The sequence below is a fragment of the Micromonospora acroterricola genome (genome assembly GCF_003172955.1).
Lineage (GTDB): Bacteria > Actinomycetota > Actinomycetes > Mycobacteriales > Micromonosporaceae > Micromonospora > Micromonospora acroterricola.
The window spans coordinates 15,314-28,236 of record NZ_QGKR01000097.1 but is presented as its reverse complement, the minus strand read 5'-3'; the positions used below and the strand labels follow the sequence as shown (position 1 = coordinate 28,236).

5 protein-coding genes are annotated in these 12,923 nt (G+C 70.3%); 2 read left to right on the top strand and 3 right to left on the bottom strand.

Features of this window, described 5'->3' with window-relative positions; translation table 11 throughout:
* Positions 1-16: 16 nt before the first annotated feature.
* Together DKT68_RS02755 and DKT68_RS02750 are read right to left on the bottom strand one after the other, a co-directional pair.
* Positions 17-211 carry a hypothetical protein gene (locus DKT68_RS02755; protein ID WP_109815853.1) on the bottom strand — a complete coding sequence of 65 codons (195 nt, stop codon included), beginning with the start codon at positions 209-211 and terminating at the stop codon, positions 17-19.
* Between the two features lie 249 nt (positions 212-460).
* Positions 461-1,177 (bottom strand): alpha/beta fold hydrolase, encoded by a 717-nt coding sequence (locus DKT68_RS02750; protein WP_109815852.1) that lies wholly within the window; start codon positions 1,175-1,177, stop codon positions 461-463.
* Between the two features lie 291 nt (positions 1,178-1,468).
* On the opposite strand from DKT68_RS02750, the gene DKT68_RS02745 reads away from it, so the two are divergent.
* Entirely contained in the window at positions 1,469-2,215 is a 747-nt protein-coding gene (locus DKT68_RS02745; RefSeq protein WP_236646689.1) for an AAA family ATPase, read from the top strand.
* A 304-nt stretch (positions 2,216-2,519) separates the two neighbouring features.
* Here the strand turns inward: DKT68_RS02745 and DKT68_RS02740 are convergent, their stop codons facing one another.
* Positions 2,520-3,812, bottom strand: coding sequence for a phosphodiester glycosidase family protein (locus DKT68_RS02740; RefSeq protein ID WP_407940685.1), 1,293 nt, complete (start codon positions 3,810-3,812; stop codon positions 2,520-2,522).
* Positions 3,813-4,341: 529 nt separating this feature from the next.
* On the opposite strand from DKT68_RS02740, the gene DKT68_RS02730 reads away from it, so the two are divergent.
* Positions 4,342-12,894 (top strand): RHS repeat domain-containing protein, encoded by an 8,553-nt coding sequence (locus DKT68_RS02730; RefSeq protein WP_146218266.1) that lies wholly within the window; start codon positions 4,342-4,344, stop codon positions 12,892-12,894.
* Positions 12,895-12,923 lie beyond the last annotated feature (29 nt).

Here is a 12,923-nt window from a genome sequence, read left to right as displayed (position 1 = left end):
GCGGGGGGCGGTGTGGTCATGCGGGGCACCGTACCTGCGCGGCCAACCGCCCACTAGCCGGGAAACGGTCGTATTCCGGCCATTCGCGCAGCGCGTTGTCCTCGACCGGAACGTCGAGGACGGCCGGCGTCGGCCCGGCGTCCACGGGGCACGACACGGTGATCTGGGTCCGCTCGAAAATGCCGAGCACTACGGAGACGAAGGACAGCATGAGTCATCGATGATCAACGTTATGACCGTCCCATACTCGTGCCACGCCAATACCGAAACCAGGCGGCGTTGAGGTGCTGAGATTTGCTGAACCCTCAGCCGGGCGAGTGCCAGAGGTATGCCCGCCGGTGACGGCGCCCGGATCGGCGGCATCACCATCAAGGAGTGGCGGGGCCCGAAGGCGGTGACGGTGCCCACGGGCGGTGCCGGGCCCGGCCACCGTTTCGTCGGCGTGTTCGCGCTCGGAGCGTCAGCCGCTCACGGCCCGGACCGCCTCGATGATCGTCTCGGCGACCTCGCTCGGCCGGGCCACCGCCATCGAGTGCGAGCCGCCTGCGACCTCGCGCTGGCCTCGCGGGTCGGCCCGCTCGGCCATGAACCGATGCGCGGCGACCGGGATGTTCCTGTCGGCGTCCCCGAACACGAACCAGCTGGGCAGCGATCGCCAGGCGGGGTCGCCGGAGAGCCCGTCATCCAGGGCCTGTTCGGTGATCGGCCGCTGGGTCCGGGCCATCAGCGCGGAAAGGTCGGCCGGCACGTCCGCGGCGAACTGCGTGTGGTAGGCGTCCTGGCCGATCGCGACCTCGTTACCACCGCTCGACACCGGGTACTGCACCAGCGTGTCGGCGAGCGTACTGCCGGGGAACTTCCCGGACAGCGACAGCGCCGACTCGCCGGTGTCCGGGCACAAGGCGTTGACGTACACGAGGGCCCGCACCGATGTTTCGTCAGCCGCGGCCTGCGTGATCACCATGCCGCCGTACGAGTGGCCGACGAGGACGACCGGGCCGCCGATCCCGCGTATCACGTCCCGCACGTACGCGGCGTCGCCTGCGACGCCCCGCAGCGGGTTGGCGGCGGCCACCACGTCGTACGCGGCGCCCAGCCGCTCGATCACACCGTTCCAGCTCGCCGACTCGGCGAACGCCCCGTGCACGAGGACAATGGTGGGCTGGGGATCGGGCATGACAGGCACTCCCTCACTCCGTGACGCTGTTGAGCCGCCGGCTGCGCCGGCACGCCTGAATACCCGTTGGGCGAGGGCGAAACGTCTGGTCCCGCTGGCTCCCACCCGTCCTGCCGCACTGTGGATTCGCCACGGCGTTGCGGGCAACACAATGGCGGAGGCAGATAAAGGTTGCTCGAGGCCGCCCCGTTCGGTCGGACATGCTGCTGGCCGGGCAACTACCGTCGAAGCGGTGGACAGGGCAGCGGCGCAAGGGGTCGGGTGATGAGAATCGGGGGTGAGGTGTCGGCCTTGAGTCGGGACGGCGGCGGGTTTCTGCGGTGGGTGGAGCTGGCTGAGGGCGACGCGGGCGTGTCGGGCTATCCGTTCACGCTGCCCGTCGTTGCCGGACTGCGGGCGGCAGGCCGGTTAGAGCTGGATCCAGCGGTGACGTTCCTCGTGGGAGACAACGGCACCGGCAAGTCGACGCTGATCGAGGCAATCGCGGTAGCGGTGGGCTTCAATCCTGAGGGCGGGTCAACCAACTTCCGGTTCAGCACGCGCGCCACCGAGTCGGCTCTCGGTGAGCACCTGCGACTGGTCCGCGGGATCAGTAAGCCGCGCACCGGATTCTTCCTGCGCGCCGAGTCGTTCTACAACGTGGCCACCGAGATCGACCGACTCGGCGTAGCCGACAGCTACGGCGGCGCCAGCCTGCACGAGCGTTCACATGGCGAGTCATTTCTCGACCTGGCCACCCACCGGTTCCGGCCACGAGGCCTGTACCTGCTCGACGAGCCGGAAGCAGCCCTGTCGGTGCACGGCTGCCTGGCGCTGCTCACCCGCATCCGCGACCTCACCCAGGCCGGCTCGCAGTTGGTCGTCGCCACCCACTCCCCCATCCTGCTGGCCGTTCCGCACGCGCGGATCCTGCAAATCGAACCCGGCGGCACCATCAGCCACGTCGGTTACGACGACGCCCAGCCGGTACTGCTGACCCGATCATTCCTGGCCGACCCGCAGCGGTACCTGCACCACCTGTTCAACGACGAAGGCTGACCTCATCTGGCACATCCGCCGAGGCCAGAAGCGGTGAACCGGTAAGCGAGCTGCGAGTGCCACGTGTACTGCGCCGTGGCATCATTCATGACCTGGCCTGGCCTCGGCCTCGGCGGCCGCTCGATGGTCGAACAATGACGAAGCGCCGCGCCTGCGGGGGCCGTGACGGGCATCTCCGGCACCGGACGCGCCTCAGCGGATGAGCAGGTGGGCCTCCTCCGCCGACGGAAACCAGTTTGCGGCCGGCCCATTGTCCCGGGCCGGCCGCAACCTGTGTCGAGTAAGAACGGATCAGTGACGGCGGTCAGTTCCCGCTGCGGTACCGGCCTTGCACGTAGACGAGGGCGTCACCGACAGCCCGCTCGGTTCCGCTCGGGTGGTTGACCAGCGCACCTTCGGCGGCCATGGCGGTGGAGCCGCCGCCGTCGAGGTTGACCGCGTCGGACATACCGAGCGCCTGGGCGACGGCGGCCGTCTCGTCCAATGTGGTTCCGACGCTGGTGGTCTGGCGGCCGTCGATGGTCGCGAGCAGGATCTTCCCGTCCCGGGTGGTGCCGGCGATGGTACGGGGGTTGCGGGCGAAGAAGCTGTCGGATCCGCCGTCGGGCACGACGATCTGACCGTCCGCCGTCAACGGGTACCGCCCGTTCACGCCGAACAGCCCGGGCCGCAGCGGAAGCTTCCGGCCCTGCTGGTTGGTCAAGGTCGAGGTCAGGTCCAGGCATCCACGCCTGGCCACGTCGAGCAGGGCGCCGGTGTCCCGCCCGGTGGCCTGCAGCGAGGTCTGGCCCACGGCGAGGGTGGTGCCGCGGGTGGTCGCGGTGCGCACCACGCAGCCGAGCCCGTTGAGGACGACCTCCACGCCGGCGCCGGTCGGAGTGGCCGAGTCGAACTCGGAGGTGAACCGGACCACGTCGCCCGGCTCGGTGCACGCGGTCTGATCGGTCAGGGCGGTGCAGCCGGCGGGGATGACCGGTAGGTGGTTGATGAACTCCAGTGGCAGCATGGCGTTGGTCTGCCGGTTCCGTACGCTGCCCGACCAGGTGAGCTTCCCCGTCAGTGCCCGGTTGTTGTTGGCGTCGACGACGAAGTTGACCTCGCCTGGCTCGGTGGTGGGCTCACTGAGCAGCTTCCCGCCGTACAGCCCCAACCCCACGGGGTCGCCGGGGTAGAGCGGGCTGGCGGTGAAGGTGAAGAACGAGGCGTTGACGCCCGCCAGGGCACCGGCGTTGTGAACGAGGTCCGTCGTCCGTTCGACCTGCCCGAGGTTCGGGCCGTACGTCGCCTTCAGGTGCCCGCGTGCCAGACGCGGGTCGATGGTGAGCACGTTGACGACCCACGGGCCGCGACGGGTGGTGTTGATCTGGTCGGCCGGCGCTGGCTCGGTGCCGCGCACAATGCGGGTCAGGGTCACGCCGTCGGCCAGGGCGCGGCTGGTGGTGACCTCCGTCAGGTCCGCATCGCCGATCGGCAACATGCCGCCAGCGGCGTCGGCGCGGGCACCCGGAACGACACCAAGCGCCACCGCGGCCAGCGTGGCCGCAGCGAGCGCACCGGCGCGGCGAAAGCCGGACAGGCCAGGAGTGGAAACAGTCATGCCCCGAGCCTTGCGGTGGAAGGGAAGCGCGCACCGGACAGAGGCTGACAGCTAGTCGAATTTCCGTGAAAAGGCTTATAGAGGATTATGACCTCGTCGGTCCGGAAGGCGACGCGCTTCAGGAGACGGCTTGCTCGATGCGGCAGAACAGCACTCGTGGCCGTTGGGCTCGTGCGGTCTCACAGCCGGGATCTCAGCACGTCGACCTCGCAGCCTGGCGAGGACGGGTCGAAGCCGTGCTCGACCAGCCAGCGGACGCCAGCAGGCTTCGCAACGACCGAGCCTGTCAGCCATGACCCGATTGTGTGGGTATATGCCGATATGCGCCCTTCGGCCTCACTGTGAGGTAGACATATGCGAGTAGGCCTCGGTCGGGAGCAGGATGCCCCGCAGTCCGCCGACTCCTGGCCAGGACAGAGGTGCAGGCGCCGACAGGCTGCGCGAGGCGGGGGTTCTGATGGCCAACGAGGTTCCTGCCGTCGACCCCGCGCAGTTCGAGGTGGGGGCCGTCGGGAAGTTGTCGCGGAACGTGAACCTGTTCCGAGGCGACCTCAACTACCCGCAGAATCTCGTCCAGTTGCCCGGTGTGCCGGACGACGACACTCTCGCGGTCGGCGTGGCGTTGCAGTACCGGAGCAACGTCAGCGACCAGGTCGACCAGTGGAACCTCGACGCTCCCACGGGAATCGTCGGCCTCGGTTGGTACCTCGCGTGGGACCGTATCGAGGCCTGCTTCTCCGGGTCTGTCAGCGCTGTTGGCGCCGAGTACGTCTACTGGTCCGGTGGCGTCTCGAACGCCCTGGTGCCGGACTCGACTCCCTGGCTTCGGGCCCAGCTCGACCAGGCGACTGTCGGCACCCTCACCACCGGGCCGGTGTCCGACGAGGTGGTCGCGGCCTTCGCAGCCCAGGGGCTGCCGCTGGCCCCGGCGGCAACCGTCACCGGTGATGCCGCATCGGGCTGGACGATCAGCGATCCCACCTGGGAACGGGTCTTCGCGGTCAACGTGAGCGCCAACGGCGCGGACGTCCAGGACGGCGGGCTGCGGTACCAGGCACAGGACTACCTGTTCTGGCAGATCTCGTACTACCCGGAGTACGAGAAATGGGAGGTCACGACCGACTCGGCCGAGGTGCGAATCTTTGGCGGAGGGCTTGGTAGCACCGCGCAGGGCTACGCGGTCAGCGCCGGCAACAGCATCGAGTGGGCGGTCAAATGGGGAGGACCGTCGGGCACCTGGGCCGGGCCGTCGATGCTCGGCACGTGCCAGGCCCAGTACGCCCGGGCATGGAATCTCACGAAGCGCCGCGATCGGTGGGACTCCTGCGTCGGCTACGCGTACAACGAGTTCCCCCGGGATGAGAACGGCCTGCTCGGCAACAACGCCGAGCAGCTGGTCGGCGCCGGGCTGCCGTACACGAAGGCGATCTACCCGACCAGCGTCACCAGTGTCGCCGGCCAGGTCGTGCTGTTCCGCTACGGCGACAAGACTTTCACCGCCGACGCGCAGGAGTATCTCGACCCCCACAAGCAACTCGTCCCAGCCGACGCGCCCGAGAGCCCGCCGGCGAACCTCGCCACGCCCAACGCCTACCAGGACCGCTACGAGACGCTCTACCTGCAAGGCCTCGACGTCATGGCCGCGGACGGCGACCTGGTCTTCGCGATCGACCTGACCTACAGCGCGCCGCAGGTGGTCTCGACGACGCCGGCCGGGCTGTCGGTCACCGCCGTCAAGCGCTACCTGACGGGCGTCGCCGAGCGCAACAGCTACGGCGCGAGCCTGCCCGGCTACGCCTTCACCTACTACCTCGACGCCGCGGACTCCCCGAACGTCGGCGCGCTGTGCTCCATCACCTATCCCCAGGGAGCCGTTGCTACCTGGGCGTACGCGGCGTCCTGCCTGGACATCTGCGATCGGGCGACGCCGCAGATCGAGCCGCCGGACGCGCTCGGCGCGGGCGCGACACCCCTGGTGTGGAGCGGCGCCGACTACGTGGTGTCGGTCTGGTTGAGCGCCGCACGGACGATGGCGACGCTCGATGTGTACACCTGGCTCGGCCGCTGGTCGCACTGGTGCGGCGGCACCGTCTACGACGATCCCACCAACCCGCTCGACGCCGACGACGCCCAAACCGTCACGGCTGCCGACACGTTCGCGCTGGCGCTCGGCACCGAGTCCGGGACCAGCGCCGTCACGCTCTACAGCCGGACCCCGAGACAGCCCGACCAATGGTGCGCGACGAGTGTGCCCGCCCTGGCGGGCCAGGTCAGCCTGACCGCCGGCGCGGCCTTCGTCGCCGCCGTGCTGGCCACGTCGTCGACCTACCTGCTCTACCAGTGGACGTGGGACTGGAGCGGTGGCTGGAGCGGACTGGACGGCCCGGTCCGCACCGAATCGTCACCGCTGTTCGTTCTCGGCGACGCCGAGTGCCTGCTGGTCGCCAGCACGACGACAGCCGGCACCGACCTGTCCCTCTGCTGGCTCGACCCCGGCGCGCTCTGGCACGACGGCGGCAGCGTCACCCTGCCGTGCCAGGTGAACTTCAACGACGGCTACCAAATCGCCTGGGACGTGGGCCCGTCCCTCGTCGCGCTGTCATTCGCGGAAGGCCCATTCGGTCCGACCTCAACCTACGGTGTGCAGCTGCTGCGCTGGGATCTCGACTATCAGTTCGTCGACACCACGTACGTCGGCGGGCTGGCGGCCGAACCGATCGACGAGCAGCAGAGCGTCTCCTGGCCGCCCGGCCCGGTCGTGGTGAACGGCGCGTTCGTGGCCGCGCGGCAGAACCTCTTCCGGTTCGACGCGGGCACCTGGCACACCGCGAGCTTCGCCACGTCCATGCAGGGCTACGGGTGGCTGGCGTTCGCGTACGGCGACGACGTCGCGGTCCAGGTAGCCAACGACGACAGCGACGCGGTGACCGGTGTGCTGGCCTACGACCCGGACGGCGGCGGCTTCCCCGAGCAGCCGACGCCGATCCTGACCCCGCTACCGTCCGGCGGCAGCATCGCGGACCAGGGCTGGCCGTCCGCGTCCGGCGGCGACTTCGTCGTCGCCCGCAACGCGGTCTACTACCGGGGCACGTCCACCACGTGGAGCGGTTCGGTTCAGCAGCCGGTCTTCGAGCTGACCTCCACCTCGCAGCTCGCCGCCGACGTCGATTCCCGCAGCATCGTCAACCAGGCGCCGAGTTACCTGGCCTACCTGGTCACCGATGCAGCCGAACCGGCCGACGACGCCGTCCAGCTCCTCGTTCTGCGCAACGGCGGGGTGCTGCAACCGCTTCCCGACGTGGTCGCCGGCTCGGCCTACTACGTACCAGATGTGTCGCCCGGCGATCCGGACGGCCAGCTCCCGTCCGGGCCGTCGTCCCTGGTTGCCTACGCCGCCAACGAAGGCGGATTCAGCCAGGCATCCTCCTACCAGGTGTTCCGCTACGCCGGGCAGGCGATGAACGGCCCGGTCACCGACTACCCGGTCACGTCGCTCACGGTCACCGACGGCTTCGGCGGCACGTATTCGACCGCGTACGAGTTCGACCGCACGAGCGCCACGTGCGACCCGACCGGGCAGGTCGTCAAGTACTACCGCTCGGCCGTGTACGACGGCACCACCGACCCGGCCACGTCGACGTACGGCCGCACCGTCTTCTCCTACCTCAACGGCACCCTCCCCGGATCGACCGAGATGCTCTTCGACGGGCTCCTGCAGCAGGCCGTCGTCTTCTCCGGCGGGTTCGAGTTCGCCACCGACTTCGACGCCGCGCTCGGACTGGATCCGGCGGCGTCGCCCGGTCCGCCGCAGCCGGTCGCACCCGGGCTCGCCCAGGCGTTCACGGCCGGTGGCGTCACCCTGAGCGACACCGCGACCGTGCAGTACCTCCAGGTGGACGGCGGATACCTCTACTGGTCGGTGAACGATCCGAGCAACGGCGCGGTATACAACATCGACTACACCGGTGACCCGGACCCGTCAGGCGCGGTACGGGTCTTCTCCGGCGCGGCGGTGCAGAGCCGCACCACGGCGTGGACGATGTTCGACACCCGCAGCTCGTCTCCCCAGCCGGGCGCGTCACCGCTGCCGCTGTACGGCGGGTACGTACGGCCGGAGACGGTGGTGCAGCGGCAGGACGGGGTCCCGATGGTCACCGCGCTCACCTACCTGCCAGCCGGTCTGCCGGCCCCGTTCGCCGGTGTGGTGATGGGACGCTGTTGGCAGGTCACCACCCTCACCGGGGCGGCGGAAACGCACGTCGAGCAACGCTGCTACGGCCACCAGGTCTACCCCGGGCTGCTCGCGGCGAACCTGCTGCAACCCGTCGTGGCGGTATGGGAAACGGTCACCGTGGGCGACGCGGATCCGGTCACCGCCAGCTCGACGGCCACGACCTGGTCGGCCTGGTCTCAGCCGGGCACCGGCGTTTCGCTGTCCGCCGCGACGCAGCACTGGGCCTGGAGCGGCGATCCCTCCGGTCAGGACAGCGGGATCTTCCCGTTCGGGGAGACCCCCGACCCGGCGTACTGGATGACCACCAGCACCGCGACGGTGCTGGACGCGCGGGGGTCGGTTCTGGAATCGATCGACCCCGCCGGCACCGCACACGCGACCCTTACCTCGGTCGACGGACTGCTCGACGTCGCGCACGCCGCGAACGTCAGCTTCGCCGACGGCGAGGCCACCTACTGCGGGTTCGAACCCTACGAGGACCTGACCGGCTGGTCGTTCACCGGCGGGGCGGCCTGGGATCCGACCGACGCGCGCACCGGCTCGGTCAGCCTGCTGCTGCCCGGCGCCGGCGCCGGCGCGACCCGCACACCGCTCGCGCCACGGGCGGGCGAAACGTACGTCTTCAGCGCCTGGTGCAAGACCGACCCCGGGTTCGTTCAGGCCGACTCCGGCTGGACCCTGACCGTCACCGCCGGTGGTACGCCCACGGTGGTCCAGCTTCCGTTTCCGGACACCGGCGGCACCTGGTCGTTCCAGTGCGTGCCGATCACGGTAGCGGCGTCGACGGATGGGGCGACGCTGTCCGTCACCGCCGCCAACACCACCGCGGTGCCGGTTCGCGTGGACGACCTCACCCTGACCCCGCTGACCGCGCAGCTCGTCGCCCGCACGTACGACCCGACAAGCCGCGTCCCACTCGACCGGATCGACCGGGCCGGGCACACCTGGCGCACCATCCGCGACACCTTTCTGCGCGAGGTCGGCAGGACCACCTCTGCCGGCATGCCCTCTGCCATGCGGCTGAGCTACCTCTCCCGGCAGGGCAACCCGTCCGGGTTCGCGTCGACCGACCCGAACGCTTCCCTGGCGATCCGGTGCCTGCTCGGTGGCAGCTACCAGAGCTTCCGAGACGGCAACGCGTGGCAAGCCGAGTGGACGCCCTCACGCGTCGGCGCGTTCGCCGCCAGCGGCGGGATCCTCGTGCACGCGTCAGCCGGGCAGAGCGACTCGATCGGCTACGCCTGTCCGCTGCCCCCGACGTACGCCGTGCACGTCGAGCTGGCCCCGCTCGGGGGCGACCCGCTCGAACTCACCGACGACTTCGCGATCGACGTCGGCGACGCCGCCACGGTCACCTTCGACCACGTCAGCGGCCGGTGGCGGCTCACCCTCGACGGCACGACGATCCCAGCCCTGGCCGCCGTGCCGGGCCCACCGACCTGGTGCCTGCTCACCCTGGTCGGCGGTCAGCTGCTGTTCCACGCCGACGGTCAGTTACTCTTCGCGCAGTCGAGCGAGGCCGAGGGCCCGCCGAGCATCAGCACCGGATGCAACGCGCTCGGGCTCGCCAACCTGGTGGTTCTCGCGGGTCCGGCCCTGCGGGTCAAGCAGAGCGACGCCACCGGGGTCGCCCGCCAGGAGCACCTGCTCACCGACGAGGACTACCTGCTCACGCAGTCGATCCGGGACGGACGGCACCGGAGGATCGTGCAGACTCTTCCGGCACCGGGGCTCTTCGGCAGCGGAGCGTCCCTGCCCGTGCTCACCTACCGCCCTGGGCTGGTCGACCTGGCCGCCTTCCTCGCCGGGCTGGACGGCACCGCGACGATGAGCGGCGACGTCGCCGACTGGTACGACGGGACGAACGACACCGACGACGGCGGCTACCCGTACCGGCGTTGGGTGCTGGAGCCGTCGCCGCTCGCCCGCCAGGTCGAGCTCGGCTTTCCCGGTGCGGACCAGGCGATCGTCGACCTCGGCTCAACCACGCCGGCGAGCCGACCGACCGTGCAGTTCGGCTACGGCAGCAACGCCGGGACTCTGCCGTACGGCTTGGACCCGCCGGACGCGACGTTCCACCTCGTCACGCGGACCAGCCAGACGAAGACGACGATGTCGCATCTGCTCGACGCCTCCCGCCGCCCCGCTGGGCGGTTCACGCCCGACAGCGGTGCGGTCGCGCTCGACACGATCGTGCCGAACTACGGTGACGGCACCCTCGACACCACCCACGCCCTGCCCGACTCGTACGCGTTCGGCGATCCCGCGCAGACGCTGGCCCGCCAGGAGAACACCGTCGGGCAGCTGATTCAGGAGTCGGGGCCGGACACCGGCACGATCCGCTACCTGTTCGACAGGGGTGGACGGGTGCGCTTCGTCCAGGACGCCGCGGCGGCGGCCGCCGGGCTGGTCGCCTACCACACCTGGGACGCGCTCGGACGGCACCTGTCGGCCGGCACCGTCACGTTCGACTGGACCCCCACCACCGCCGCCCAGCTGCAGCAGTACGCCGACGATCCAGCCTGGCCGCAGGACCAGACGCAGGTCCCCTACCAACAGACCCGGCGCTGGACCTACGACGGCGACGGAACCGATCCGACGGGGCTGGGCCAACTCGTCGCCACGGTGGCGCTCACCGGCACCGGCGCTTCGCAGTACGAGGTCGCCGAGGCGTACAGCTGGGCTCCGACCGGGGTGCTGGCGAGCCGGACAGCGACGGTGAGCCAGGACGGCACGACGCTCGGCGCGTTCACCACCACCTACGACTTCGACAACCAGGGCCGGGTCACGTGGATCGGGTACCCCGACGGATCCTCCACCGGCCTCACCGGCGTCGCCTACGCCTACGACGGCCGGGACAACGTGCTGTCGATCAGCGACGCCGACGGTGTGCCCTTCGTCGCGTTCACCTACAACCCGCTCGGGCGCCCGATCAGCCACACCTACGGCGACCTGCCCGCCGGCTCGGCCACGTACGACCCGCTCGGCCGCCTCGCCTCCTTCGGTGTGCAGACCGACGACGCCGCCTTCTCACTCGCGCTCACCTACGATCCTTCCGGCAACCCCGAGACGCTGGTCGAGACGACGACCGGTGCGGGAGTCACGGACGCCGCCTGTGTGCGGTACGACTACGACCCGCTGCAACAACTGCTCTGCGCGGTCGACGCGGACGGCACGCGATCGGTCGATGTGGGCTTCGTCGACGCGGACGGCTGCAGCGACTGGAACGGCAACGTCCAGACCCTCGCCACCGGCGGCTCCGGCCCCGCCTGTTTCACCTACACCCCCGGGACGAACCAACTCGCCGCGGTGACACCCGACGGCGGCGAGCCCACGACCTACACGTACCAACCGAACGGCCTGCTCGAGGCACGCGGCGACGGTCTCGCCCTCAGCTACCTCGACACCACGGCACTGCCGGCGACCATCGCCAACAGTCAGACCGGACAGTCATTGACCTTCGCGTACGACGTGAACGGTCACCGCCGGATGAAATGGCGCGGCGGCGACTCCGCACCCACGCTCTATGTGCACGCCGGCGTGCCCGGCCCGCTGCTCACCGTGGACGCGTCGGGGGTGCCGACCGCCTGGGTGCACGGCCCGACCGGACTGGTCGCGATGGTCCGCGGCAACCAGCGCTACTCGGTGGTGACCGATCACCTGCGCTCCCCCAGGCTCGTCCTGGACAGCACCGGAGCGCTGGTCTCGGCGTACTCGTTCGACGTGTTCGGCCGCCAGGTGCTCGCGCACGAACCGGCGCCGGGCTTCCTCCCGATCCTGTTCACCGGCCAGGAGTTCGACGCCGAGACCGGCCTGTACGCCTTCCCGGCCCGGCTCTACGACCCGTGCATCGCGCGGTTTCTCAACCCCGATCAGGCCGCCCAGTACGCCAGCCCCTACGTCTACGTCGGCAACCAGCCGACCCTGCTGACCGACCCGAGCGGCCAGTTGACGACCCTCCAGGAAAGCAGCATCGAATTAGGTCTGCTCCTGGTCGTCCTGGCCACCGTGGTCGTCAGCGCCGGCGCGACCGCGACGCTGGTGCCCGCGGCGATGGCCGCCCAGGGGCTCCTCGCCGCGACCGCCACCGGGGCCGGCATCGGCGCCGTCGGCGGCGCGGTGATGGGCGCCGCGGGCAGCAGCCTGTTCTACAGCGTGGAGACGCCGCCGGGGATGTGGAACGCGAAGACGTTCGGTGAGGAGGTCGGGGCCGGAGCGGCCGCCGGCGCGGTGGGCGGCTTCGGCACCGGCGGCATCGCCACCGCTCTCACGGCCGGGCTGCCGGCTGCCGGCGCGGTGGCGAGTCAGATCCCGGAGCAGGTGGGCTCCGCGCCCGTCGTGCCGGCGCCACCGCCGCCCGCCGGTGGTGCGGACGATATCGAGGAGGTGGCGTCCCCCCAGGACACCCAAGCCGCGGCGGCGCACGAGCCGAACGCCGCAGCCGCACCGAAAGAGCCCGAGCCGGCGGCCAGAACAGCTTCCCGGGCCCAGCGGGCATGGACCTACGCACGCCCACGGCTGGTGCCGAACCTCGCCGCCGGGACCGTGGGCGGCGCAGCGCAGGGCACGACGAAGCAGCTGATCACCAACGCTATCGACCATGTCCCACTCACCACCGGCCTCACCGCCGGGATCCTCCAGTACGTCGGCTTCGGCGCTGTGACCTCCCTGGGGGGTGTGGCGGTCAGCGCCGGCGACGAGGCCTTCGCTCCCGTCACCGCCCTGAAGTCCGCGTGGCGCGCGGACCCGTTCCAGGTCATGGTGCCGGCCGCCGGACTCGGCGTGGTGACGCTGCCGGTCGTGCTCGGTGCCCTCGTCGGCTACAGCGATCTCCGGTACGACACCTGACCCGATTCCATCCGCTCCCTGATCGGGGG

What these genes read in the sequence shown, in the direction of transcription:
- DKT68_RS02740 (WP_407940685.1), bottom strand. Translation starts at nt 3,812, where the DNA reads ATGACTGTTTCCACTCCTGGCCTGTCCGGCTTTCGCCGCGCCGGTGCG.
- DKT68_RS02755 (WP_109815853.1), bottom strand. Translation starts at nt 211, where the DNA reads ATGCTGTCCTTCGTCTCCGTAGTGCTCGGCATTTTCGAGCGGACCCAG.
- DKT68_RS02750 (WP_109815852.1), bottom strand. Translation starts at nt 1,177, where the DNA reads ATGCCCGATCCCCAGCCCACCATTGTCCTCGTGCACGGGGCGTTCGCC.